Raw genomic sequence first — 26,184 nt, forward strand, 5'->3', positions numbered from 1 at the left:
ATTCCCTGCCCTGTGGCGAGGGAGCTTGCTCCCGCTGGAGTGCGAAGCGCTCCCTAAAAAAGCCGGCTCCAGCTTCGCTGTCGAGCGGGAGCAAGCGCCCTCGCCACAAAACACGCGCTCCTACAGTTTTCCATCCGGGCCGAAGGCTTCGTCCACTTTGGCCAAGTCGGTGTCACGCAAGTTGCCCGCGTAGTAGTGCAATTTGGTCCAGGCCATCAAGTAGTCATAACGGGCCTGGGCCAGGTCGCGGCGGGTGCTGTACAACTGCTGTTCGGCGTTCAGTGCGTCGAGGTTGACGCGCTCGCCGCCGAGAATGCTTTGCTTGGTCGACACCACCAGCGCCTCCGCGGATGCCAGCGCTTTCTGATAGGCGCGCAACTTGCTCACGCCTGACAAGCACGCGCTGAACTGGCGACGCAGTTCGATCAGGGTTTCGCGGGTCTTGCCCTCCAGCTCGTACTCGGCCTGCTCCATCGCACGGCTGGCCTGGCGGGTGGAAGCCGAGATACCGCCACCGGCATACAGCGGCATGCTTACTTCGACGCCGATGGTGTTGGTGTCGTAGCGCTGGTTATAAGTGTTGCCGCTGTCGGACTCCTGCTTGCGCGAGGTGGCATACGCGGTGATTCGCGGCAAATGCCCGGCGCGGTTGCGTTCCACTTCATAGCGCGCCACTTCCAGGGACTGGCGTTGCGACGCCAGCACAGGGTTGTTGGTCAGCGCCAACTCATGCCAGGTGTCGTAGTTGGCCGGGGTCAGGGTGAACGCGGCAAAGCTCTGGTTCAGCGGTGCCAGGTCGTTGATGTTGACGCTTTGCACGCCGATCAACGCGCCCAGCTCCCGGAGCGAGGCGTCCTGCTCATCCAGGGCCTGGATCTCTTCGGCGGTGGCCAGCTCATAGCGGGACTCGGCTTCAAGGATATCGGTGCGAGTGCCCTCGCCTTGCTGGAACAGATGCCGGTTCTGCTGGAACTGTTGTTCGAACGCCTTCTTCTTGGCCCTGGCGATGTCGATCTGGTCCTGGGCAAACAACGCCTGGGTGTAATAGCTCAACACCCGCACCAGCAACGCCTGGCTCTTGTCGCGAAAGCTTTCATCGGCAAACAGCGCCTGGGCTACGCCCTTGCGGTAGTTGGCATAGGCTTCGTAGTCGAACAGCGGCTGTTGCAGGCTGAAGGTCGAGCCGTAGCTGTTGTAGTTGCGGTCGTCGCGGTAACTGCCGCCGCGCCCGTCAGGCAGGTGCGCTTCGGAGTTGTTGCGGCCCTTGTTGTAGTTGTAGGACAACCGCGGCAGCAAGCCGGCGCGGCCAATGGTACGGTTTTCCAGGCCGGCGTCGCGCTCCTTGATGGCGCCCAGGAACACCGGGTCGTTGCGCAGCGCCTGCTCGTATACATCGAAGGGCCCCATCGCGGCCTGGGCACTGCCACACACCAGCAACAGCGAAATGAACACTGGCTTCATGCTCATTCCTCGGTCAACGCGGAGCCGGCGCGATCCAGCAGCGGCTTGAACAGATAGTTGAGCAGCGAACGCTCGCCAGTGCGCACGAACATCTCGGCGGGCATGCCGGGCTTGATCACCAGGCCGTTGAGTTTTTCCATCGCCGCTTCGCTGACGCTGGTGCGCAGCACGTAATACGGCGCCCCGGTTTTTTCATCGAGCATCTGGTCGGCGGAGATCAGGCTGACTTCACCCGGCACCCGTGGCGTGCGGCTCTGGTTGAAGGCGGTGAAGAGGATGTCGACCGGCAAGTGTGTGCCGACCTTGTCCACCAGGTGCACGGGCAAATGCCCTTCCACTTCCAGACGTGTGCCCTGGGGCACGATCTCCAGCAGGGTTTCACCGGCACGCACCACGGCGCCTTCGGTATGCACGCTGAGGTTGACCGCAATGCCATCGGCCGGCGCGTTGATTTCGCTGTGTTGCAGATTGAAGCCGGCGGAGGTCAGTTGTTGCTCAAGGGTCAGGGCGCGCAGTTGCGCGTCGGCCAGTTGGCTGCGCACTTCCTTCTGATACTCCTCGCCGTGCTGCTGCAATTTGAGCCGCGACTCGACAATGCCCTGCTCTATCCGGCCGCTTTCCCCAGCGTTTTGCGCCAGGTCCTGCTGCACCTGGGACAACTGGCGCTGGTAGTCCATCAGGCGGTTGCGCGGGATATAGCCGTTGTCGGCCAAAGGTTGCAGATTGCTCAGTTGCGCGCGCAGGGATTGGGCCTGGGCGGTCAAGTCACTGCGGGCACGGCGCATACCGCTCAACTGCGAGGTAGCCCCCTCGATGCTGGCGCGGATCCCGGCTTGTTCACGGGCAAACGCGTCGCGACGGCTGCTGAACAACTGGCGCTGACCTTCCAGCACCAGCATCAGGGCCGAATCGGGATTGGCGCTCAGCTCAGCAGGAAAGGTAATACCGGGCAGGTTGTCACGCTCGCTCTGCCAGCGCGCCACGCTGGCCCAGGCCATGCGGTACTGGGCTTGCAGCGATTGCACATCGGCCTGGTTCTGGGTCTGGTCAAGACGGAACAGCGGCTGGCCTTGCTTGACCAGTTCGCCCTCTTTTACCAGGATGCGGCTGACCACACCGGGGCTGAAGGTTTGTACCGCCTTGCGCTTGCCCGACACCACTACGGTGCCTTGTACCGGGATGCCCTGGTCCAACGGTGCAAGGCTGGCCCAGAGGAAAAACCCACCGGCACCGACAATGGTCATCACCCAGCCCATTTTTACGAAAAAGCCGGCATCGCGTTCTTTGATTTGAGGTTCAACGGTAAGGCTGCTCATGCGCCTGGATTCCTTCCGGCCTGGTACTGACGACTGAAACTGACACCGGTTTTTTCTTTCGGCGCTTCCTGCTGCCCGGACAACGCCCGCAGCACCTCTTGGCTGGGCCCGAACGCTTGCAGTTGGCCTTCGCCAAGCACCAGCAATTTGTCGGCCTGGGCCAATGCCGAGGAGCGATGGGTGACCAGCACCACGCTGCTGCCCTGGGCTTTCATTTGCATGATGGCGCTGGCCAATGCGGCTTCGCCGACGGTGTCGAGGTTGGAGTTCGGTTCGTCCAGCACGATCAGGCGCGGCCCGCCGTACAGGGCGCGGGCCAGGGCGACCCGCTGTTTCTGGCCGCCGGACAAGCCACCGCCGTTGTCGCCCAGCACGGTGTCGTAGCCCTGGGGCAGGCGCAGGATCAGCTCATGCACACCGGCCTGTTGCGCGGCCTTGACCACCAGCTCCGGGTCGGCCTCGCGAAAGCGCGCGATGTTGTCGGCGATGCTGCCGCTGAACAGCTCGATGTCCTGGGGCAAATAGCCGATATGCGGGCCGAGGTCGTCGCGGTTCCAGCGGTGAATATCCGCGCCGTCCAGGCGCACGGTACCGGCCAGGGTCGGCCATACGCCCACCAGCACGCGAGCCAGGGTGGACTTGCCGGAGCCCGACGCACCCAGCACGCCCAGCACTTCACCGGCAGCCAGGTTGAAGCTGACCTGATGCAGGGTCGCCATGCGTCGCCCCGGCGGGCCGGCGCTGACCTGCTCGAAACTGACCTGGCCGTGGGGCGCAGGCAAAGCCATGTGCTCGACCTCTGGCGGGAATTCGCGCAGCAGTTCGTCGAGGCGCTGGTAGGCCAGCTTGGCCGAGCTCCATTGCTTCCACACTGCAATCAATTGGTCGATGGGGCTGAGTACGCGGCCCATCAAGATGGAGCCTGCGATCATCATCCCGGCGGTCATGTCGCCCTTGATCACCAGGTAGGCGCCCAGGCCCAGCACCAAGGATTGCAGGCACAGGCGCAGGGATTTGCTCAACGAGGTGATGATCGAACCGGTGTCGCTAGCCTTGTTCTGCAAACCCAGGAACTGAGAATGCACGCCAAACCAGCGTTGGCGCAGTGCGCCTAGCATGCCCATGGCCTGGATGGTTTCGGCGTTGTGCAAATGGCTGGTGGCCAGTTGGGTCGACTGCTGCGAAAAACCGCTGGCCTCGCCCAATGGCTTTTTGGTCAGGTATTCGTTAAGGCACGCCAGGCCAATCAACAGTACCGCGCCGGCCGTGGCCAGCACGCCGAGCCACACGTTGAACAGGAAAATCACGAACAGGTAGATCGGGAACCATGGCGCATCAAAGAATGCGAACAGCGCAGGCCCCGTGATGAATTGGCGCAAAGCGGTCAGGTCGCCCAAGGATTGCCCGGCATGCCCCTGGCCACGCTGCAAGTTGCGCTCGAAGGCGGCCTTGTACACGCGCAAGTTGAAACGTCGCTCCAACTGGCTGCCAATGCGGATCACGATGAAGCTGCGCACCACTTCCAGCAGGCCGATAAACGCAAAGAAGCCCACGACCATCAGCGTCAACATCACCAGGGTGGTTTCATTCTGGGAGGACAGCACACGGTCATACACTTGCAGCATGTAAATCGAGGGCACCAGCATTAACAGGTTAATCAATGCCGTGAAACAGCCAACGCTGATCAAAATACTCTTGTATTCACCCAGCGCCCTGAATAAGGGCGCCACCCCATGGGACTTCGCCATATTAATTGTTTTTCCTTGCAGCGAATTACGCAAAAGGGTCTCCCCTACCAAGTAGGGTACGGCCGCCTAACAAATCGAGTTATATGCTTATAACTTTTAATTAAGGTTTACGTTGCAGCGTTACAACTTCGCCAGCTTTAGTGCGGGCTTGATAGTCGCCCTCTTTCTGGCGATTCAAATGGGTGATCCCTGAGCCATCAGCGTTAAACAGCCAGATACCATCCGGGGTGGGCGACCACGTCAGCGGCTTGTCGCCCAGCCATTGCTCGGCACAGGCGATATCGCCTTCCAAGACGTTGGCTTGCTCCACTAACTTGAGCGCGCACACCTGATCCTGCTGCTTCAGTTCCCACTGCCCGGCAAGCTGCGCGGAAGTGGGTAATACAAGACTGCTAGCCATTGCGTGGGCTCCTGCCGACACGAACAACACCTGCACAACACAGGCGATCAAAGGGGAAAAACGTGGCATATCCAACTCCAGCCTGGAGCGCGGCGCCGAAGCGCCGCGCGCTTTACATCAGGCTACGATGTCACTGGCAGCCGCCTGGCCAACGGTGGTGACGAGGAAATCCGCCACGCCGTGCCCGGAGAAGTCCACCGCCAAGGTGCCCAGGTTGGTACCTGAGGCATAGGTCAGTACAGCATCGCCGGCATGCCCGGTAAATGCGTTGACAAAGGTCACGCCCGCACCCTTGGTGATACCGGACAGGTCGATCTTGTCCGAACCGGAGGTGAAGTCGAAGATCTTGTCCGCAGCCCCTGGCTTGGAGTCGGAACTGGCACCGTACACGAAAGTGTCGCTGCCAGCGCCGCCCCACAGCTGGTCTGCACCGCCGCCGCCGTAGATGAGGTCGTTGCCGGCCCCGCCCTTGATGGTGTTGGCAACCTGGTTACCAATGATCAGGTCGTTACCCGAACCGCCGAACGCGTTCTCGATGGTGACGCCCTTGGCGATGGACACGTTGCCCACCAGGCCGCCCACATCAGAGAACGAGGTGGCAGTGAGGTTGATCTTCTGGTTCTGGGTGAAACCGGAGAAGTCCAGGGTGTCGTTGCCGCCACCGTCCCATACCGAAAACACCAGCTTGTCGGCATTGGACGTGGCGCTGAGGAAATCACGCCCGGTGTTGGAGTTGAACCCGTAAGTGGTGTCCGTGGCGCGGGTGTTGAAGTTGGCACCGTAGAGCTTCTGGATCGCGGCGATATCGTCGATCAGCGGGCCGGAAGCGTAAGCCTCGACGCCGCCCTTGCTGAAGTTCTGGTTGGTGTTGCTCTCGCTCCAGTAACTCATGAGGCTATAGCCACGCGTGTCCTGTCCATAGGTTGCGTCGTTATAGGTCGGGTTGCCGTTCCCGGCGTTGTAGTCGCCAGGGTGAGCCAGGCCCAGGGTGTGGCCGATTTCGTGGGTCAGGGTCTGCCGGCCATAGTTGTTCAGGTCCGGGGTCTTGTTCGGCGTGTAGCTATTGTTGGTCAGGTACCACGAAGTGCCGTCGTAGCCTGCACCGGTACCGGGCAGGTAAGCGAAGGCCGCGGCGCCGTCCTGGCCGCTGCTGTAGTTGCCGAAGGTCATGTGGCCGTCACCGCCGGAAGCCTTTTCGGTAAAGGTCACGTTGGCAACATCCGCCCAGGATTGCATGGCCAGTGCGGCCTGTGCTTTCTGCTGGGTGTTGAATTGGCTGAACCCGGAGATGCCATGTTTGTTCATGGTGCTCTGGGTAGCCGAGGTGAGGAAGGTGTAGGTCAGATCGATCTTGCCGTTGCCATCAAAGTCCCGGTACGCAGCACCATCCCGCAGCAGCTGGGTCGCTGCCTGGTCCACGGTGTAGGACGGTTTGCCATTGACCGTGAGATTACCGCCACGGTCATACAAATGGCTGAAGCTATCGATTTGCGAGTAAGCAGTGCTGGCTTGCGCGGCAGATACAATAGCCTTGTCTTTTACTTTTGACATAAACGTACTTCCTTGTTTGCAAGTGCATCAGTCTTTGTTCGATAGGAACCTCGCGGGCGAGGATAGTCCTATCACTCACCTCTTTTGAAGGCGTAAGAAAACTGACACAACTTGAAATCTTTCGTCTACATCTATTTCCATCGCACAATTGTGACGCAGGTTCAAGTTGCAGAAGTCCCACGCAGTGTTTATTGGGGGCCGTTGCGTTTATGTGGCCGAATCGGCGCACACCACTATTTAAATATTAAATACAAGTAAAGCCGCTCTAAGCGAACGGCTCACTTGATTAATGGATCCAATATATTGTCACGGTGTCATTAGCAACATTAAAGAGCCACTATTCGCACTATTAAAGTGCGCTGTCCCCCATTACCGGGACATACTCCAGCCACACTGTTGCAGGGCTGCCAAGAGGGTTTCGCCAGCCAGGCCCGGCACCTCGGCGCCGTCTTGGGTGGTCATGTCTTCACCTGCCAGGATGGCGTTGATGATCGCCTCCTCCACCGCCTCTGCCGCCGCGCTGAACAGCGGCGAAATATGGTCGTTGTTGACCATCTGCAACCCGGTGCTGAGGGGCAGGTCCTTGCGCCCATAGTCGGCCGGCGGCAAATCACGGTTACCGGTGGCAAACGCCAGGAACAGGTCGCCGCTGGAATCTTCGGTGCCGCCACCGGTACGCGCGATGCCGATGGACGCGCGCTGCGCCAGGCGCTGGCATTGGTGGGGCAGCAAGGGGGCGTCCGTGGCGATGATCACCACGATGGAGCCCATGCCGGGGGTGCCTCGCTCGGCAAAGGGCGAAGCAATGTCCATCAAGTGACGGCCCACCGGGTAGCCATCGACCCGCAGCTCCTGGCGCTTGCCATGGTTGGCCTGCACCAGTACGCCGACAGTCCAGCCGCCCTGCTCTGCTGGCAACCGCCGTGACGCCGTGCCGATGCCGCCCTTGAACTCGTGGCAAATCATGCCGGTACCACCGCCCACCGCGCCTTCCTGCACCGGGCCGCTTTCGGCCTGGTCCAGAGCCTGGCGCACATGCTCTGGGCGCACGTGCTGGCCCCAGATATCGTTGAGCAGGCCATCGTAGGTTTCCATGACCACCGGCATGCACCAGTACACCGCAGGGTCCGCCAGGCGCTCGCGCTCCAGGGCGATCAGGCTGTCGCGCACCACCCCGATACTGTGGGTGTTGGTGATGGCCATCGGCGTGGTCAACAGCCCCGCCTCGCTGATCCACTCAAGGCCCGTGGCGTCGCCGTTACCGTTGAGCACGTGGTAGCCGGCAAAACACGGTTGCTGCCGCGCTTCCCCGGCTCGCGGCTGGACCAGCGTGACGCCGGTGCGCACCTGCTTACCGTCAACACAGGCCTTGATCGTCGAGTGACCGACGCGAACCCCGGGAACATCGGTGATGGCATTCAATTCGCCGGGCATGCCCAACCCCAACGTAATGCCCAATTGACGTGCACGCATACCCACTCCTTACAGTTTCTGGAACGCCGGACTCAACCGGCCACTGATGCAATACAAGATCACCGACAGGGCCAGCAAGCCGATGATAATCATGATGTCGCGTACCGAGGCCTCCAGGATCAAGGTGACCAGCAGGTAACCCGCACCCAGTACCGCCAGCAATGCCGGCAGCGGCCATAACGGCATGCGATAGGGATGCTCGCGATCACGCAGCAGCACCCGGCTCATCAGCGCGCTCAGCGCCACCACCAGGTACACCAGCATAATCAGCAGCACGCTGAACGAGGTCAGGTCGGCCAGGTTAGAACTGAAGCTCAACAGCGCCGAGGGTATCGCCAGGAACAGCGTCGCCAGCCACGGCGAGTCCCAGCGCGGGTGAATACGCGTGAACAGCTTGTTGATACTCGGCGTCCACAGCGCATCGCGACCGCTACTGAATACCACGCGGCCAATCTGGATCACGATGGCAACGATGGCGTTGAACACCGACAGGAAAATCCCGGCACTCACCAGCCGCGACAAGGTTTCATTGCCATGACTGGTCAACAGATAGCCGATCGGGTCGGGGCTGCTGATCATTGCGCTCAGGGACGGCGCGCCGATCAACAGCGCAGTGATCGGCACCAACTCGATGACCACCACCAACCCCAACGACCATAGCACCGCCTTGTGCACGCCCTTGCCGCCGCACTTCATGTCTTCGGCCAGCAACACCGCCGGGCCGTAGCCGTTGAACGAGAACAGGCCGATGCCGACGGCGCCGATCACCAAGGCCCAGGGTGCCAGGTGCAACACGCCGTTTTCGACGATCTGCGGCTGCAACACCACACTGGCCGGTTGCACCGGGTTACCGAAGCCGATCACCACAATCACCAGCAACGCCGCCACTTCCAATAGCAGGCAGGTGCCGGTGATCCAGGCGTTGAGCTTGATGTTGAGGATGCCCAGGGCGTAGCTGCACACCACGATCACCAGGGCGACGGTTTGCGAATCGAATGTCGTGCCGAGGGCGTTATTCAGGTAAGTCGCCGCACCGGTCGCCAATACCGGCGGGATAAACAGCAACATCACCAACACCGTCAGGAAGGTGGCGTAACCGGCCATGCCACCAAACACGCGCTTGGCATACACATACTCGCCGCCGGCGCTGTTATGGGCGCGGCCGAGTTCGGCGTAACAGAAGGCGAACATCAACGCGAGCAACGCCGCCATCACAAACGCCAGGAACACGCCACTGCCCGCCTGCTGGATGGCAAACGGGGCGATCACGAAGACGGAACTGGCCGGCGTTACCGCTGAAACGGTAATCGCCACGACATCAAAGACGCTCAGGGTGGGCTTGAGCACGCCATCGGGCGCGGGGGTGGCACTCATATCGTTATCCTCTGTCGTTGTTTTTGGTGTGAGGCAGGAACGAAAAATGATTGTTCCTCGGGATATGCTTCCCGTTGGACAGTGTCGACGTTATCGGCTGGTGGGGCTGCCGGCCAATTCCCCTATTGGCGTACTCCCCTTGACGGTGCCCAGCAGAAGCCTAACCCTTGGCCGATCATTTGAGGGTGGGGATGTTGAGATGAGCCTGTTCCGGGAAATCGGTATGCACGCGGGGTTGGGCCGCACCCTGTCACAGATCGGCACCGAGCGGTTCTGGAAGCAACTGGTGCTGTTATTGCATCAGTGCCTGCCCTTCGATAATGCCCTGGCGATTTTCTACCCGCTGGATGGCCCGCCCCAGGCCCTGGAGGAGTACGACGCCCAACCCAGCAGCAAGCCGGCGTCGATGCTGGTGTACCTCAACGGCCTGTACCTGCTCGACCCGTTTTACCAGGCTTGCCGCGAAAACTATGCCAGCGGCGTATACCGCCTGGAGGAAGTGGCGCCGGACCATTTTCGCCAGAGTGAGTACTTCCTCAATTACTTCCACGACAATGTGCTGGAAGACGAAGTGCAAGTGATCCTGCAACTGCCCGGCGTGGGCACGCTGTCGCTGTCGCTGGGCATGCAGCGGCGCTTCAGCTTCGAAGAAACCGGGCTGTTGACCACGCTGTCGGCGTGGGTGTTGCCGCTCATGCACCAGCATTGGCAGCAAAGCACCCAGCGGGCACCGGCCATGGACAGCCAGATTCGCGATGCCCTGAGTCATTTCGGCAGCGGTGTGCTGTCGGACCGCGAGCTGGAAATCGCCCGGCTGGTGTTGCGAGGGTTCTCCTCCAAGGCCATGGCCGAACGCTTGAAGATCTCACCGGACACCGTAAAAGTTCACCGCAGGCATTTGTACGCCAAGCTGGACATTTCGTCGCAGCCCGAGTTGTTTTCACTATTCATCCAGTCATTGGGGCATGACCTGGAGAACCCATAAACCTCATTCGAGCTGAAAGCGTGGTTGGCGCCTGTCAACGCCCCGTCCGTATGGTATTCCATACCCGAGTACGCACCCGGTCGATATTCAACGGCATGGCTTGCAGTGCAAACAGCTTGCCCATCATCTCCGGGCTCGGATACACCTTGGTGTCGGCCTTGATCGCCGGGTCTACCAGGCTGTCGGCCGCCGCGTTGCCGTTAGCGTAGTGCACGTAGTTGGTGACACTCGCCATCACGTCGGGGCGCAGCAGATAGTTCATGAAGGCATAGCCGGCTTTCTCATCCGGCGCGTCGGCGGGCATGGCGACCATGTCAAACCAGATCGCCGCGCCTTCCTTGGGAATGTTGTAGCCGATATTCACGCCGTTCCCGGCTTCCTTGGCGCGGCTTTCGGCCTGCAGGATGTCGCCGGAGAAACCGACGGCTACACAGATATCGCCATTGGCCAGGTCGGCGGTGTATTTCGAGGAATGAAAATACGCCACGTAAGGCCGCACTTGCATCAGCAGGGCTTCGGCCTTCTTGTAGTCCTCGGCTTTTTTGCTGTGGTGCGGCAAGCCCAGGTAATTGAGCGCGGCTGGCAGCAGTTCGGGGCCGTTGTCGAGGATGGCGACCCCGCACTTTTGCAGCTTGGCCATGTTTTCCGGCTTGAAGATCAAGTCCCAGGAGTCCACCGGGGCGTCGTCGCCGAGTACCGCCTTGACCTTGTCGATGTTGTAGCCAATGCCGGTGCTGCCCCACAGGTACGGAAAGCCGTGAGCATTGCCAGGGTCATTGTTTTCCACGGCCTTGAGCAGCACCGGGTTGAGATTTTTCCAGTTGGGCAGCTGGCTCTTGTCGAGCTTTTTAAGGGCGCCGCCCTGGATCTGCCGAGCCATGAAATGGTTGGAGGGAAACACCACGTCGTAACCCGATTTACCGGTCATCAGCTTGCCATCGAGGGTTTCGTTGCTGTCGTACAGGTCATAGGTGAAACCGATGCCGGTGTCTTTCTGGAAATTCCTGGTGGTGTCCGGTGCGATGTAGTCCGACCAGTTATAGATCTTCACGGTCTCGGCAGCCTGGCTGATAGTAGCCAGCAACATCAAGGGCAACAGGGCAATAGCTTTCATGGTTCGATTTCCTGGCGGTTTTAGGGCTGTTTTTATGGCAGGCGATCAAGGATCAAAGCGTTACAGAATCAGGACGTAGGTCTTGCGCACGGTTTCCTGGATATCCCAGATACCGGTGCTATTGACTGGCAACATCAGTGCGTCACCGGCTTGTATGTGCAGGGTTTCCCCGTTGTCGGGCGTGAAGGTGCAGCGCCCCTGGATGAAATGGCAAAACTCCTGGGACTTGATCTGCCGACGCCAGCGCCCCGGGGTGCAGGCCCAGATGCCGGTCTCGACCCCGTCATTGCGCTCCACGCTCAGGGTCGAGGCCACGGCGATGGGCGCGCCCAGGGGCACCGTCACCGGTGATGAATCTGGCAGAGCGGTGTTCAGCGTGTCTTTGAATTGCGTAATGCTCATGGGTTTTCCCCTGTGGGTGGAACGAGTCAGTGCATGAAGCCTTCCATGAAACCGGCAACGCCGGTTGCCAGCTTGCGGCGCCAGGGCGGAGTGTTGGGGTTGGCCAACACCTGGTCTTCATGGACAAAACTGCGAATGATCGCGTTGTAACCCAGCCAGCGGCACGGCTCGGGCTCCCAGGCCTTGAGCGCCTGGAGTCCGCCTTCGCGAATCACCCAGGGTTGTCGGGTCAACGGGGTGTCGCGGCCCAGGATCAAGTCGGCCAGGGTGCGGCCGCCGAGGTTGGTGGCGCCCACGCCCTCCCCGCCATAACCGCCGGACAGTGCGATGCCAGTGGCGTGGTCACAGAGCATGTGCGGACGAAAACGGCGCGACATGCCCAGGTTGCCGCCCCAGGAGTGGGTAATCCTGGCCTTTTTCAGCTGTGGGAAGAGTTCACCAAACAGGTAGCGACGCAACTCTACTTCGCTGTCCGTCAGGTCGAAGTTGTGCCGTAACTTGCCGGCAAATTGATAGCCACCACGGGCGCCGAACACCAGGCGATTGTCGGCCGTACGCTGGCCGTAGGTGACTTGTCGGCTGCTCTCGCCAAAGGCCTGGCCCTGGCTGAGCCCGATGCCCTCCCAGGTGCTGGCCGGCAGCGGTTCGGTGGCGACAATCAAGCTCTGCACCGGTAACTGGTAGCGGCCCAACGGCGGCAAGGTATTGGCGTAACCCTCGACAGCAGGCACCACCCAGGCGGCGCGCACGCAGGCCTTGGCAGTGCGCAGGCTGCCGGACTGCCAATGGGTCACGGGGCTGTTTTCGTAAATGGTCACGCCCAGGCTTTCAACCGCCCGCGCCAGGCCACGCACCAGCTTCGCTGGGTTGATCGTCGCGACGTGGGGGGCATAGATGCCGCCATAAGGCTTGGCAATGCGGACCTGCTCGGCCAATTGCTGCGGGCTGAGCCAGCGGTAGTCGTCTTCGGTGAGGCCCTGGGCGTACAGCTTGTCCAGATAGCGGCGCAGGCTGCCTTCCTGCTCGGGGTAGCGTGCGGCGCAATACAAGGCGCCGCCTTTGCGGTAGTCGCAGTCAATGCCTTCGCGGACCAGCACCTGTGCCACTTCATCAGGAATGCCATGCAAGAGGTCAAACGAAGCGCGACGCTGCTGGGGGGCAAGCTCAGCCAGCAGACGGTCTTCTCCCAAGAGGTTGCCCATCAACCAGCCACCATTGCGCCCGGATGCGCCGAAACCGGCCGTTTGCGCCTCGATGATTGCAATTTTCAGCTCAGGGGCCTGGCGCTTCAGGTAATAGGCGGTCCACAGGCCGGTATAGCCGGCGCCGATAATCGCCACATTGACGTCCAGGTCGTGCTCCAGCGACGGGCGCGCTACCAGCGGGTCGTCCAACTGGTCCATCCATAAACTGATACTGCGCCATGCCGGCATGCCAGGTTCCCCTACCTCGGTTCGATAGGGCCGATCCTAGAGTGCAGCGTCAGGGGCTGTCTTGCGCGCGTGCACGCACAGAAATTTGTTTGAGGTACGCCTTGGGCGATTGCCCGGTGTGCTGGCGAAAAGCGCTGTAGAACGCCGAGAGTGAATTGAAACCGGCGGCAAAGGCCAACTCATCGACTTTGACCGGCGCGGTGGCGTGGTCCAGCGCGGCCAGTACATGCTGGAGTCGCGCCTGGTTGACGTAGCGATAGAAGCTCTGCCCCAGCACCTGGTTCAGCAGGTAGGACATCTGGTTGCGACTGTAGCCACAGGCCTTGGCGACCCGCTGCAGGTCCAAGTCCGGGTCCAGGTACGGCTGCTGACGCTCGAAATATTGTTGCAGGTCATTGGCCATATAACCCAACTGCTGGGGCGACAAACCCAGGCGGCTGACCGTGGTACGCAGCGCCTGGGTCGGTTGCTCGTGCACCAGGGACGCATATTCATGCACCCGCCAGATCAACCCGTCGCGCACCGTAATGGCCTCACTGGTACGAAACGACACCAGGCCCTGGCCGCCACGCAAGGTAATGCGGTACTGGATAAACGCGGTATCGCCATCGGCGCGGATGCGATCAGTGTGCTCAATCGCTTCATCTGCCTCACGGGGCATGCTGGCCTGCAAGTACTCGCGCAACTCGGCATAGCCCACCACACGGTTCTGGAAGAAATCGTGGTACTGGATCTCGGGGTGGTAGTAAGCCATCACCCCGTCCAGATCGCGATGTCGCCAGCACAGGTGATGGCGCAGCACCAGCGCGCCGGTAGCGTGGGAATTGTGACACTCATCGTCTGGAGCGATGTCGGACATATCGGGCTCTACGGCGGGGAAAATTTTTGAGAATGCCGAAGTTTACCCTTGCCTTCAATGGTCAGATTGAGCGTCTGACTAATGGCCTTTTGCCTATTCCTTTGTAGGACATGATCTATATCAAAACCAGGCGAAAGAACCGCCGAACGGGCCGAAAAAAGTCACCTTGCAGTTGCGAACGAATGCTATTTTTAAGCCCTTAGCTGTCATGACCAGTGAAGGTCCTGGCCCCTGCCGCGAGCTAAAGGAAGCGCTCAATGAACAAGGTGGGCAACATGAACAAAGTGACATTTCCCAACGCCTGCCAGCTGATGCGCTGGCATTTTCACCCGATGGGCTTCGAGGGCAGCATGGACGCCCCCGGCAGCATGATCGCCCGCCTGTTCGACCGGGCCAGCGGCGAGACATTGATCGCCATCGCGGGGATCCCTTGCGCTACGGTGATGAACGCGACTGATGTGGAGCGCATCATCGAGGCAGTGGAGGATGAATTGGAGAGTTTCGTGCCGCCGGTTTCGTTGCGGGCGTGAGGCGGCAATCGCGTAATAACGCCCACTTTGACGGTAACCACGATGCGAAGCGAGCCGCTCTTGATCTGCTTTTGATCTTGATCTCTGGCGCCCCGTTAAACCACGCTGGCCGAACGCGGGCTTGAATTCGTGGCCCACGGATTCAAGCCTGCGTTCGGGCACACCGAGCCTAGGCGAGGTGCCGAGTGGTGGGGCGAAGGCCTTTTGGTTACTTTTGGGCCTTTCCAAAAGTGACCCGCTGTAAGAGCGGAACCCTAAGTGGCCGTTACCGCAGGAATGGATATGTACACAATCCAATTGTGCTGACTGTCAGGCCGCAATCGCAGGCAAGCCAGCTCCCACATGTTCGACCCCGTGTTGTCAGGTAGAGACGCGTCGGCGTCGGGCCTTCATCGAAGGTCAGCCAGCCCCCTTCACTGCACGCTGATCATCAAAAAACACCTTCCTGCCATCCACCCGCTCAGACGCCCTGGGCACATTCACACCCTGGCCTTCCGGCTTTTCCACATACCAATAACAATGGCTGACCGCTCGAGTAATCCCCACATAGGCCAGTCGCAACACTTCGTCTCTCTGGGCATTGTCATAAGGCTCGCTGTCGCCATCCTTACCCAAGCCCGCCATGCGATACACCTGGTTCTTGTACGGCGAGCTGGTGACATGCTGACAATCGCCCAGCAAAAATACCGCGTCCGCCTGCAGCCCCTTGGCACTGTGATACGTGAGCTGTTTCAACCTGCGCGCCTGAGGCGCCAAGCTAGAATCCACATTAACGACAGAATGAATATGCTCGTTAATCAATAACTTATCGCTACTTCTTCGATAAAGCATCAGGATTGAATCGCCCCGCTGATAATGCTCCAGCAACCGCTGCGCCAGTGCCGCGTCGTCACGTTCCAACACCGTGACGGGCACCAGCGCCTTGGGCTCGCCACTGGCCCTGGCCTTTTTACCGGGGATGGCCGGCGCGCTACGGACGATATGTTCGGCAGCGTCGATGATGTGCTGGTGGCTACGGTAGTTCTCCCCCAGCATCACGCGGGTGGTGCTGGGCGAAACGAACTCCTTGTTGAACTCCATGAAGTACTTGGGTGAACTGCCGCGCCAGCCATAGATCGATTGCCAGTCATCCCCCACGCACAGCAAGGATGAGCGTTGCGCGCCGCGCCCGACGTGCATGGCTGGCCCACGGCTGCGGATTTCCCGCAGGCTGGCACGGATCCACGACACGATCTGCGGCGACACGTCCTGGAATTCATCGATCATCAGGTGTGACATCGGCCGCAAAAGCGGATCACTGAGCAGCTTGAGGTTCTCCGGGGTGTTTTCGCCAAATAGGGAGAACATCCGGTTGTAGGACATGATCGGCGGCGACTGTTCCAGCAGGTGATCTTCCAGGGCCTTCCAGAAAATGCTCAAGGCCTCGAAAAACAGCCGGTCCGGGTCTTCCTTGGCGAAGCTCATCTGGCCAACCGCCGTAGGCACATCCAGGCCGAGGTTCTCGATGAACCCGGCCGCCATGACAAAACTGTCCAACAGGGGCGCTGAAGCGAGTTCACCTTTGACCTTGTAATCAAAGCCCGGCCCGGCCGTGGCATCGCCGCCCAGGCTGCTCAAAAGGCGCTTTGAAGATTCGTAATTATCCAACCATATCAGTGGCTTATTACAGAAAGCTTGAAACAGGGTGCGTTTCACTGCCCATTCAGCGCGCACCGAGAGTTTCGAGTTCGGCCGACTGATCTGAGGGTTTTCGCGCCCATCGAACCCCAGCACCACCCAGGCATCCAGCTCCCGGATGTAGCCGTGGCAATGAAATTGCGCGCCGTTGATTTCAAAGGTCTGACGGCTGGGTTCGATGCCCTTGATCGGCCAGGCACCGGCGCGAAACCATAGGTCTTCGATCACATCACAGAGTTCTTCATCGCGCTTGGCCGCCAATTCAGTCACGGCCATGCGCTTTTGCACGTCCGGATGATCGCGTTCTAGCTCTTTGAGCTGGAGACCATGACGGGCCAAGGGTGCAATCAACTCGCGAAAACGCTGATGGCGACCATACAAACGGTGATAACAAGCGTTCATCTGCCGCCGCTGGGCGTCACTGATACGCAGGTCGAAGGCGTTGCTGTCGGCGTCTTCAAAACCATCGCTGAGGTTCTCAAAAGCCTGCAGCCGTTCAAAGCCCGGCAGGCTGCGCACCATGGGCAGGATGCGCGAGTGAAAGGTGCGCACCACCGCCTGGGCTTCCTTGCTGCCAAGGGGTTGGCCCCACAGGCTGAGAATTTCCATGAGTTTGTTGATGAAGTCCTTGCGCGACTCGCGGGTGAACGTCACCACCGTCATCGAACTCAGTTCAAAGCCCAGGTAATGGCTGAGCAGCAGGATGCGCAGCACCAAGGACGTCGACTTGCCGGCGCCGGCACCCGCAATCACTGAGGTCGAGGGGGTGTCGCTGAAGATCATCTTCCATTGCGCCGCGCTTGGCTGCGCATGGGCTGGCAGCAGGCGCGCGACATCGGCCTTCATGCGCTTCTTCACCTCCGCGGTGAGCGGCAATCGCCAGTCGTCGAACAGGCTGTCATCTATGCTTGGTGCGCTGTGCTCATCAGGGCGAAAGTCACGAATCAGCAGGACTTGCCGGCCTTCCTCGATGCCATCAGCCTTGCCCTCGCGGTAACCGTATTCAACGCCCGCCTCATGCCCACTGCGAAAACCGTCGGCCTGGCCATGTAACCAGGAAAACCTGTGCTGCGCGCGCAAACGGGTGAGGCCATGACCGAACAGGCGCGCGGCCAGCCGTTTCAACAGCGGCATTTCAGCCAAGGGGCGCAGTTCGGGGGGCAGATCAGGCTGTTGTTGCGACACGCGGACTCCTGCGGTGAGCTTGTTTTGACCAAGGCGCCATGGTCGCCGGAAACGCCGCTCAGTTCCAGCCAATTGCTTTGCTGTCATGCAGTTAGGCGATGAAGTGAAAGTGAACATCGGGAATAATCATCGAAAAAACGGATCATAAACCGGCATTTTTTACGCTTTTTATCGATCATGCGCTGCGGGATGATGGGCTCATCAACAGGAGACGATCATGCTTGAACTTCGACCTTTCACCAGCCTGGGCGGCGCCCACCATGGCTGGCTTGACGCTCATCACCACTTTTCCTTTGCCGAATACCACGACCCCCAGCGCATGCACTGGGGCAACCTGCGGGTGTGGAACGACGACATCATCGCCCCCGGCAGCGGCTTTCCCCAGCACTCACACCGCGACATGGAAATCATCACTTATGTGCGCGAAGGCGCCATCAGCCATGCCGACAACCTGGGCAACAAAGGCCGCACCGAAGCCGGAGATGTGCAGGTAATGAGCGCGGGCACCGGCATTGCCCACAGCGAATACAACCTGGAGGCCACGCCAACCAAAATCTTCCAGATCTGGATCATCCCCAATGAAGCCGGCTTGCCACCGTCCTGGGGCGCCAAACCGTTTCCGCAAGGCAACCGCGAGGGCTTTGTGACGCTGGCCAGCGGCAAGGCTGGCGACACTGAAAGCTTGCGGATTCGTGCGGATGCACGCTTGGTGGCAGCTAACCTGAAAGCTGGAGAAAGCGCGGAGTATCGGCTGGACAGCGGCCGCCGGGCATACCTGGTGCCCGCCACGGGCGTGATTGACGTCAATGGTGTGCGGGCACAGGCGCGGGACGGCGTGGCGGTTGAGGATGAACAAGTGTTGCGGGTGACCGCAATCGAGGACAGCGAAATCGTGCTGGTGGACCTGGCCTGATCATGTAGGAGCGAGCTTGCTCGCGAAGAACTCACCGGCACCGCGTTCACTCAGGAAGCACGCGTTATCGTTGACGTTTTTCGCGAGCAAGCTCGCTCCTACATACAGTGTCAGTTATTGGCTGATTGCGCCGTCTACCAACACCTGCGCTTCTTCCACCAGTTGCTTGAGGTGTTCTTCGCCGATAAAGCTCTCGGCGTAGATCTTGTAGATGTCCTCAGTGCCCGAAGGCCGTGCGGCAAACCAGCCGTTTTCGGTCATGACTTTCAAACCGCCAATTGCCTGGTTGTTGCCCGGCGCATGGCTGAGGATCTGTTGAATGCTCTCCCCGGCCAATTGCGTGGACGTCACCTGCTCCGGTGATAGTTTGCCCAACAGGGCTTTTTGCGCGGGAGTGGCCTTGGCATCGACGCGAATGGCGAACGGCTCACCCAGGGCATCGGTCAAGCCACGGTAGATCTGGCTTGGGTCCTGGCCTTTGCGCGAGGTCATTTCCGCGGCCAGCAAGGCCGGAATCAGGCCGTCCTTGTCGGTACTCCACACGCTGCCGTCCTTGCGCAGGAACGAGGCACCGGCGCTTTCTTCGCCGCCAAACCCCAACGAACCTTCAAACAAGCCATCGGCAAACCATTTGAAGCCCACCGGCACTTCGTACAGGCGACGGCCGATGCGCGCGGCGACGCGGTCGATCAGGCCGCTGCTGACCACGGTCTTGCCCACGGCCGCATCGGCACGCCAGTCCGGGCGGTTCTGGAACAGATAGTCGATGGACACCGCCAGGTAGTTGTTGGGCGCCAGCAAACCACCGGAAGGCGTGACGATGCCGTGGCGGTCGTGGTCCGGGTCGCAGGCGAAGGCAACGTCGAAACGCTCCTTGAGACCGATCAGGCTTTGCATGGCATAGCTGGAGGACGGGTCCATGCGAATCTGGCCGTCCCAGTCGACGCTCATGAAGCGAAAGGTGGCGTCGACCTCGGTATTCACCACCTCCAGGTTCAAACGGTAGTGCTCGGCAATCGCCGACCAGTAGCGCCCCCCTGCTCCGCCCAGCGGATCCACGCCCAAGCGCAGGTCGGCGCTGCGGATAGCGTCCATGTCGATCACATTGATCAGGTCGGCCACATAGCTGTTGAGGTAGTCATGGCGATGGGTGGTGTCGGCCTTGAGCGCCTGGGCGTGAGTGATGCGCTTGACTCCGGCCAGCTTGTTGGCAAGCAGTTCGTTGGCCTTGGCTTCGATCCACTTGGTGACGTGAGTATCGGCTGGGCCACCGTTAGGCGGGTTGTACTTGTAGCCGCCACTTTGCGGCGGGTTGTGGGACGGTGTAATCACAATACCGTCCGCCAGGCCGCTGGTACGGCCACGGTTATAGCAGATGATGGCGTGGGAAATCGCCGGCGTCGGCGTGTATTCGTCGCCCTCGGCCAGCATGACGTGCACGCCGTTGGCCGCCAGTACTTCCAAGGCGCTGGCACCGGCTGGCGTCGACAATGCATGGGTATCCAGGCCGACAAACAAAGGGCCGGTAATGCCCTGAGCTTCGCGGTACAGGCAAATGGCCTGGCTGATAGCCAGCACATGCCACTCGTTGAAACTCAGTTCGAACGAACTGCCACGGTGCCCGGAGGTACCAAAAGCCACGCGCTGAGTGGAGATCGCTGCATCAGGCTGGCCGGTGTAATAGGCCGTGACCAGTCGCGGGATATCCACCAGCAACTGGGCTGGTGCCGGCTTGCCCGCAAAAGGACTGATAGTCATGCATAACCTCGCAAAGAAGGATTCGGAAAAAATGACAGTTTACTGGGACTTGGACTACTGCGCGACGGTATCGATCCGACGGTCTGAAGAGAAATTTCATACGCTACATCCTGATCGGCTGTCAGGCCGCTATCGCAGGCAAGCCGGCTCACACATTGGATAGTTGTAGGAGCGAGCTTGCTCGCAAAAAACTCACAGGCGCCGCGTTTATTCAGGCAGCGCGCGTTATCGTTGACGTTTTTCGCGAGCAAGCTCGCTCCTACTCGGTCTGGGCCTGCAGGAGCGTCTGCGCCAGCGTATCCAGGGCGATGTCCAGGTTGGGATGGCCGCTGAAGGTATGGCTCAAGCGCATATGCTGGTGATGCAAACCACTGAGGCTGAACAGTTCGCCTGGGGCAATCACCACCTGCTGGGCGAGCATGCGCTGAAACACCAGGCGCATATCCACCGGCGCCGTCGACTGCAACCAGAAACTCGCCCCGGCCACGGGCATGCGGTAATGCACACACCCTTGCATACGCGCATCCAAGCGGTGACTCATGGCGTGCGCCTGCTCATGCAGGCGCTGGCGCAGCGTGTGAAGGTGCTGGTCGAACCGACCGCTTTCGTACAGCCGCGCAATGGCGCGTTGACGAATGGCGGACAGTCGAAACGAACGCAGCAAGAACTGGCGTTGCAATTCATTGCTCATCTGCCGCGCCAGCAGGTAACCAAAGGGCGCTTCCGGGCCCAAAACCTTTTCGAACGAAGAAAACACGATCAGCCGCTCTGGGTTGACCAGGCTGCGCAAGGCCGATCCGGGCGGCGCAAAGCTCAGGTCACCAAAGGTATCGTTCTCCAGCAACCAGCAGCCGTGCTGGTCGAGCAGACGCGCTACGTGCAGCCGCTCGGGGTCGGTCATGGCGTTACCCGAAGGCATGCTGACCACGGATGAGAGCAGCACGAGGTGCACCGGTTCATGACGCAGCAGGTGCTCCAATGTGGTCAAGTCCGGGCGACCGTCGGCACGCCAGGGCCATTCAATGACGCGCACGCCAGCGGCCTGTAGCAGGCGCAGGACCAGGTAATCGCACGGCGATTCAACTACCACCACCGTGCCTTTAAGGTCCAGGGCATCAACGAGGATTTCCAGAACGCCCTGAAGGTCGGCACCGATATACACCTCATCAGCTTGCCAACAACGGGTGGGCGACGCGGTATAACGGGCTGCCAATGCAGCACGCAACTCCCACACGCCACAAGGTTGCGACGGTTGCAGATGATGGGGATACCGGCGCACCAGTTGGCGCTCCAGCGCCAGCAACGCGCCATCGAGGGACCCCAGCAGCGCTGGTTCATCATTGCTGAGCACAACCATCGCCGGGCGCCGGGCGGCTGTATACAAGCGCTCGAGCAGGTCCGTCCCCGCCATGATGGGCATGGTTGCGGCCACGGGCCAGGCGAAGTAGCCGGATTTGGCTACCGAGTACACTCGCCCTTCTTTTTCCAACAGCGAGTAAGCGTACTGAATCGTCGAGATTGACACGTTCAACCGCGTCGCCAACTGGCGCAGGGACGGTAGCTTGACCGGTGCTTCCCGGCTGACTTCATTGATCAGGTTGATCATGTAGCGATACACCGCCTGATAGGCAAAGTCTGCCTGTCGCTCTCCCCTCAGGTTCATCGCTGATCACCAGTTTCCATAGGTGAATACACGCGACTAGCGTCCCGACATTTGAGTGATACGAGCCTTGGAACGCTTGAAACGAGGTTCACATACACGCGCACTGCGTTTGCCCGGCAGCGGGCATTTGCGGTACAGGTGCTGCAACAACGGCAGCGACAACCCGCTGATATCCATCAGCCACTGGTGCAGCATGTCCGCGACGGGCTTGCCCTGCAGGGCCTTGTGGAGCTCGGGGAGCGCTACCAGCATGCCGGGATGGCATTGACGCAAGTAACCCTCCAGGCGTTCGCCATGCTGGACGAACGGCGCGAACACCAGGCAGGTCAATTGGCTTTCGTCCAGGCCAGAGAACGCCTGAGCACAAGCTGTAGACAACAGTTGGCCCTGCAGAGCACACGCTTCGGTGATCAACGCAACAGGTACCTGTCTTCGATGCAGGTAGTCCGCCGCCTGACGCAAGAACCCCTCGACGCCATGTTCGTAGGAGAGTTCGCGCAGGCACTGGGCCTGCAACCCATGCATATGCGCCATGAGTAAAGGGTTGGGGTAAGCAGGATGGCTGAAGTGGAACTCGAATGGGTCCCGCTTGTGGGCGAGGAATTGAGTGAGCAGTGGCGCTTGGGCAACGTCCACGTCGTCAAGCAGGTCGGCAATGCCGATATATGCCACATGACGGTGCCCGCCCCGGCCAGGACTCTCAGCGCCTGCGTAGTGCTCGCCATACAGGTGGCGGTAGCAACCGACACTCCATTCCTCCATGCGTGCAAACCATGCACTGAGCGACGACGGGTTAGCGGGTGCGAATGTCAGGCCGGTTGCCAAGGCGCTTTTTTTCAGCCACGCGATATATTGGCTTTGCTTGCGCACCGAGTCGCCGCTGACCAGAGCATGCACGCCGCCATTCCAGGTGGCGACCCGCTGGTAGAAATCGCCGAGGGCCAAAAAAGTGTCGTTGCACAGGGTGGCACGAATGTCGCCGGACGTCAGGTGCCCGATCATCAGCTTGTTGCGCCGGCTCACTTCACGCCCGGCACTGGCCGCAGGCCGTTGATGATTGAAGGGCAGCACTTCGTGGTTTTCCACCATCAACAGTTCCACCCGTGGGTCATCGTGGAAAAATAGCGCGCCGTAGCCGTGGTGCAGCGAATCGAGCGTGGCCTGAGTCATACCCGCGTGCCGCAACGTGGCCACACGCAAATGAAAAGTCTTGGGCGCGCGCCCAGCGATGGTCAGTTGCGCAGCGCGCAGCATCGCCAAGGTGTAGCTGCTGACTGCGCCGCCGCCGTGCCCGATCAGTACTTTGTAATTCCCCACTTGCTCCATGCCACCGGCGGCCACCACGATTCGCTGGATCAGCAATTGAAGCACCGTACGTTCAGCACGGGTAAAGTGCCCCACTAAACGTTGCAAAACTTGCTGGTAAACATAGCTCATGGCTTGTTCGTGAATAGTGCTCATCGTTCTACTACCTGAGTTGAAATATTAGTTTCGAGCAACTACCACACAGGAGCGCTCGACCTATTACACTTGTAGGCTTGTCATCCGTTGCGCAGCACGACATGGATTCAACATTAGCACTCTGCAACAAAAGTGCAGGTACAACCAAAAGAACAGTCGATGACTATCCCAGGACGTGAACCACGTAGCTGCGCGCCTTACAGCGCCAAAGACCGCCAGCCTTAGGAAGGCTCTGACAACGTCCTACACTGCTTTAACTAAGAAATTAGAGAAGCATCCGACAAATATTAATCATCCACTCATCCTGGCTTCTTGCAAAACGACGGGGCGCACACTTTGTACTTTTCGAAAAAAAATCAGACCATCGTTAGTTCCGCAAGCGCGAGATGTTAATGCCCGGCATTCAATCATGGCTCAATCCTTGAGATGACAAAGAAGGCTCAATTATCGGCACTCAAACAATGATTAACAGATACAGAACAGCGTCGAAAAGCAGTTCAGATGGCCTGCCAACCCAACTTAAATGACGCCCACACAACAGCGCCGCACTGGATTTCAGGGCGGCGTAGGGCAATAACGGTATTGTTTACGGGGCGCAGCGCCCGTGCGGCGGCTCAACCCCGGTGCGGGTTAAGCCCTGTCAAATGGCGCATTTGCCTCATCAGCTCAGGCGCCGGAGTATTCATTTGCGAATACTCCTACAGCTCAAACAGCTTCAACCTGCAACGCCACCCGTTCGCGGCAAGGGCATTCATCCATGTATCGGTGCGCTTCGACGAACTGACTGAACGGAAATACCGTGGTTTTCAGTGGGACAAGCACACGGTCGGCTGTCAGTTGGTTGATATCGCGCAACGCACGCTGCAACGCCACCTGGTCCTGGATAATGCCCAGCTCCGGCTTGCCGGTGAAGTTGCCGATACAGTGCACAAAGAACTGAATGTTCTTCTGGAACGCCGCACAGGCCGGGAACGGCGTCTGGTTGCCACCTTGCAGGCCATACAGCACCAGGCTGCCACGCGGCGCCAGGACATCACCGAGCAGCGACATCTGCGGGCCACCCAGGCCATCGAACACCACGTCGACGCCACGGTTGTCGGTGAACTTGTTGATCTGCATCAGCAGGTCTTGTTCTTCGGTAACGATGACCTTTTCCGCCCCGAGGGACAGCAGGTATTCACGTTCAGCACTGTCTTTGGTGGCAGCAATCACCCGCACACCCAGGGCCTTGCCCAGCTGCACAAACGAAGGGCCGGCACAGTGGCTGGCGTCGGTCACCAGGGCAAACTGGCCGGGTTTGACCCGCGCCAGGTCCATATACGCAAAGTACGCGATGAGCAACGGCGTGTAATGCACGCTGGCTTCAATCGGGCTCAAGACATCCGGGTACCGGGTCAGGGCCGAACGGGGCAAGACGATCTGCTCGCCATACACCGGGTAATCATTGGGGCTCTCGGCCGGAAAACTGGCGACTTTATCGCCGACCGCCAAGTCATCCACGCCATCGCCCAGGGCAACCACAACCCCGGCCATCTCATGGCCCAGGCCAGAAGGCAGGCGTGCGTGGGAAGACGCCAGGTTCTGGCGCCACAGAATGTCGTACCAACTGATGCCGATCGCGTCGACACGCACCTGCACTTCGCCCGGTGCGGGCTGCGCGGCCGCATGCTCTTCGCATTTGAGCACCTCGGCCGGACCAAACTTGTGAAAACGGATCGTGCGGGACATCGCAAACCTCGTCAAAGTAACCTCTAATGCCATGAACTTTATCTGGGCTTTGGGGGTAAGACCACCGGTCACCATTAATAGTCGACATGCCTGTCATTGATTCCGCGAGCGAGGAACACACCTCAACTATCGTAGGAAAAATCAATTAGCCGGTGCAGAGTACCAGCCTTTCCCCGTAAGATTCATGCCGGTCATCCTTCTGAATCGAACCTCAGGGGGTTGCTACGTGACCGCTCACATCAAGTTTGCTGACTCTTCCAGGACACAAGATGAACCGTAACGACCTGCGTCGTGTCGACCTTAACCTCTTGATCGTATTCGAAACCTTGATGCATGAGCGCAGTGTGACCCGCGCCGCCGAGAAATTGTTCCTCGGCCAGCCGGCCATCAGCGCAGCGTTGTCACGCCTGCGCGGGTTGTTCGATGACCCCCTGTTCGTGCGCACCGGGCGCAGCATGGAACCCTCGGCTCGCGCCGTGGAAATCTTCGCCCTGCTCTCCCCGGCCCTGGACTCGATCTCCACCGCCGTCAGCCGCGCCGCCGAATTCGACCCGGCCACCAGCACCGCCGTGTTTCGCATTGGCCTGTCCGACGACGTGGAGTTCGCCTTGCTCCCGCAGTTGCTCAAACGCCTGCGTTCCGAAGCCCCCGGCATTGTGCTGGTGGTACGCCGCGTCAATTACATCCTGATGCCCGGCCTGCTGGCCTCCGGTGAAATCTCCATTGGCGTCAGCTACACCGCCGACCTGCCCGCCAACGCCAAGCGCAAGGTACTGCGCCGCAGCCTGCCCAAACTGCTGCGCGCCGACAGCGTACCGGGCTCGCTGAGCCTGGATGACTTCTGCTCACGGCCCCACGCGCTCGTGTCCTTTGCCGGTGACTTGAGCGGGTTTATCGATGAAGAACTGGAAAAACTCGGCCGCAAGCGCCACGTAGTGCTCGCGGTGCCACAGTTCAATGGCTTGGGTACGTTGCTGGCGGGTACTGACATTCTGGCCACCGTGCCGGATTATGCGGCGGAAGCGCTGACCTCGGCGGGTGGTTTGCGTGCCGAGGATCCGCCGTTGCCGGTGCGCTCGTTTGAGCTGCACATGGCGTGGCGGGGGGCGCAGGGGAATAATTCGGGGGGGGGGGGGGGTGGGGGGGGGGTTTT

Annotated in this window: 20 protein-coding genes; 4 read left to right on the forward strand and 16 right to left on the reverse strand. The window is 60.0% G+C overall.

Annotation, left to right across the window (positions count from 1 at the left end; genetic code table 11):
- Positions 1-120: 120 nt before the first annotated feature.
- From GIW79_RS24490 to GIW79_RS24520, 7 genes are all read right to left on the reverse strand, one after another.
- On the reverse strand, positions 121-1,461 hold the full coding sequence (locus GIW79_RS24490) for a TolC family outer membrane protein (protein ID WP_003191155.1): 1,341 nt from the start codon (positions 1,459-1,461) through the stop codon (positions 121-123).
- 2 nt (positions 1,462-1,463) lie between these two features.
- Entirely contained in the window at positions 1,464-2,777 is a 1,314-nt protein-coding gene (locus GIW79_RS24495; protein WP_096143117.1) for an HlyD family type I secretion periplasmic adaptor subunit, read from the reverse strand.
- Positions 2,774-4,525, reverse strand: coding sequence for a type I secretion system permease/ATPase (locus GIW79_RS24500; protein ID WP_034127694.1), 1,752 nt, complete (start codon positions 4,523-4,525; stop codon positions 2,774-2,776). Before GIW79_RS24500 ends, GIW79_RS24495 begins: the two co-directional genes overlap by 4 nt.
- 100 nt (positions 4,526-4,625) lie before the next feature.
- Entirely contained in the window at positions 4,626-4,994 is a 369-nt protein-coding gene (locus GIW79_RS24505) for an AprI/Inh family metalloprotease inhibitor (protein WP_057977338.1), read from the reverse strand.
- A gap of 48 nt (positions 4,995-5,042) precedes the next feature.
- Positions 5,043-6,476 carry a serralysin family metalloprotease gene (locus tag GIW79_RS24510; RefSeq protein ID WP_054898106.1) on the reverse strand — a complete coding sequence of 478 codons (1,434 nt, stop codon included), beginning with the start codon at positions 6,474-6,476 and terminating at the stop codon, positions 5,043-5,045.
- Between the two features lie 369 nt (positions 6,477-6,845).
- A complete protein-coding gene (locus tag GIW79_RS24515) occupies positions 6,846-7,949 on the reverse strand; it encodes a DmpA family aminopeptidase (RefSeq protein ID WP_089041651.1) in 1,104 nt (367 codons plus the stop codon).
- A gap of 9 nt (positions 7,950-7,958) precedes the next feature.
- The gene (locus tag GIW79_RS24520; protein ID WP_236452792.1) at positions 7,959-9,323 is read right to left on the reverse strand and encodes an APC family permease; all 1,365 of its coding nucleotides are present in this window, start codon (positions 9,321-9,323) and stop codon (positions 7,959-7,961) included.
- Positions 9,324-9,522: 199 nt separating this feature from the next.
- On the opposite strand from GIW79_RS24520, the gene GIW79_RS24525 reads away from it, so the two are divergent.
- Complete coding sequence (locus GIW79_RS24525; RefSeq protein WP_054898104.1) at positions 9,523-10,308, forward strand: helix-turn-helix transcriptional regulator; 786 nt, start codon at positions 9,523-9,525, stop codon at positions 10,306-10,308.
- Between the two features lie 34 nt (positions 10,309-10,342).
- Here the strand turns inward: GIW79_RS24525 and GIW79_RS24530 are convergent, their stop codons facing one another.
- The 4 genes from GIW79_RS24530 to GIW79_RS24545 are packed head-to-tail and all read right to left on the reverse strand — an operon-like array spanning position 10,343 to position 14,116.
- Positions 10,343-11,422 (reverse strand): polyamine ABC transporter substrate-binding protein, encoded by a 1,080-nt coding sequence (locus tag GIW79_RS24530; protein WP_198791620.1) that lies wholly within the window; start codon positions 11,420-11,422, stop codon positions 10,343-10,345.
- Positions 11,423-11,482: 60 nt separating this feature from the next.
- Complete coding sequence (locus GIW79_RS24535; protein WP_072448569.1) at positions 11,483-11,824, reverse strand: cupin domain-containing protein; 342 nt, start codon at positions 11,822-11,824, stop codon at positions 11,483-11,485.
- A 26-nt stretch (positions 11,825-11,850) separates the two neighbouring features.
- Complete coding sequence (locus tag GIW79_RS24540) at positions 11,851-13,257, reverse strand: NAD(P)/FAD-dependent oxidoreductase (protein WP_034127702.1); 1,407 nt, start codon at positions 13,255-13,257, stop codon at positions 11,851-11,853.
- 49 nt (positions 13,258-13,306) lie between these two features.
- A complete protein-coding gene (locus GIW79_RS24545) occupies positions 13,307-14,116 on the reverse strand; it encodes a helix-turn-helix transcriptional regulator (protein ID WP_034127703.1) in 810 nt (269 codons plus the stop codon).
- Positions 14,117-14,373: 257 nt separating this feature from the next.
- Between GIW79_RS24545 and GIW79_RS24550 the strand changes: the two genes are divergently transcribed.
- Positions 14,374-14,646 (forward strand): DUF1652 domain-containing protein, encoded by a 273-nt coding sequence (locus tag GIW79_RS24550; protein WP_127882153.1) that lies wholly within the window; start codon positions 14,374-14,376, stop codon positions 14,644-14,646.
- A 399-nt stretch (positions 14,647-15,045) separates the two neighbouring features.
- On the opposite strand, the gene GIW79_RS24555 is transcribed toward GIW79_RS24550, so the two are convergent.
- Positions 15,046-17,508, reverse strand: coding sequence for a UvrD-helicase domain-containing protein (locus GIW79_RS24555; protein ID WP_236452789.1), 2,463 nt, complete (start codon positions 17,506-17,508; stop codon positions 15,046-15,048).
- 217 nt (positions 17,509-17,725) lie between these two features.
- On the opposite strand from GIW79_RS24555, the gene GIW79_RS24560 reads away from it, so the two are divergent.
- Positions 17,726-18,421, forward strand: coding sequence for a pirin family protein (locus GIW79_RS24560; protein WP_105226786.1), 696 nt, complete (start codon positions 17,726-17,728; stop codon positions 18,419-18,421).
- Between the two features lie 114 nt (positions 18,422-18,535).
- Here GIW79_RS24560 and pgm read toward each other — a convergent pair whose 3' ends face one another.
- The 4 genes from pgm to GIW79_RS24580 form a co-directional block, all read right to left on the reverse strand.
- Positions 18,536-20,179, reverse strand: a complete 1,644-nt coding sequence (gene pgm, locus GIW79_RS24565) for a phosphoglucomutase (alpha-D-glucose-1,6-bisphosphate-dependent) (RefSeq protein WP_236452786.1) — start codon at positions 20,177-20,179, stop codon at positions 18,536-18,538.
- A 259-nt stretch (positions 20,180-20,438) separates the two neighbouring features.
- Positions 20,439-21,842 carry an aminotransferase-like domain-containing protein gene (locus tag GIW79_RS24570; RefSeq protein WP_236452762.1) on the reverse strand — a complete coding sequence of 468 codons (1,404 nt, stop codon included), beginning with the start codon at positions 21,840-21,842 and terminating at the stop codon, positions 20,439-20,441.
- A 36-nt stretch (positions 21,843-21,878) separates the two neighbouring features.
- Positions 21,879-23,303: a hypothetical protein gene (locus tag GIW79_RS24575; protein WP_172415478.1), complete on the reverse strand. Its 1,425-nt coding sequence runs from the start codon at positions 23,301-23,303 to the stop codon at positions 21,879-21,881.
- A 705-nt stretch (positions 23,304-24,008) separates the two neighbouring features.
- Complete coding sequence (locus GIW79_RS24580; protein WP_032891964.1) at positions 24,009-25,031, reverse strand: zinc-dependent alcohol dehydrogenase family protein; 1,023 nt, start codon at positions 25,029-25,031, stop codon at positions 24,009-24,011.
- A 269-nt stretch (positions 25,032-25,300) separates the two neighbouring features.
- Here GIW79_RS24580 and GIW79_RS24585 point away from each other — a divergent pair.
- Positions 25,301-26,184 (forward strand): LysR family transcriptional regulator (locus GIW79_RS24585; protein WP_236477426.1); only part of this gene is annotated, 884 nt, incomplete at its 3' end.

The organism is Pseudomonas sp. PA-7-1E, assembly GCF_021605325.1.
Classification (GTDB): Bacteria; Pseudomonadota; Gammaproteobacteria; order Pseudomonadales; family Pseudomonadaceae; genus Aquipseudomonas; species Aquipseudomonas fluorescens_BV.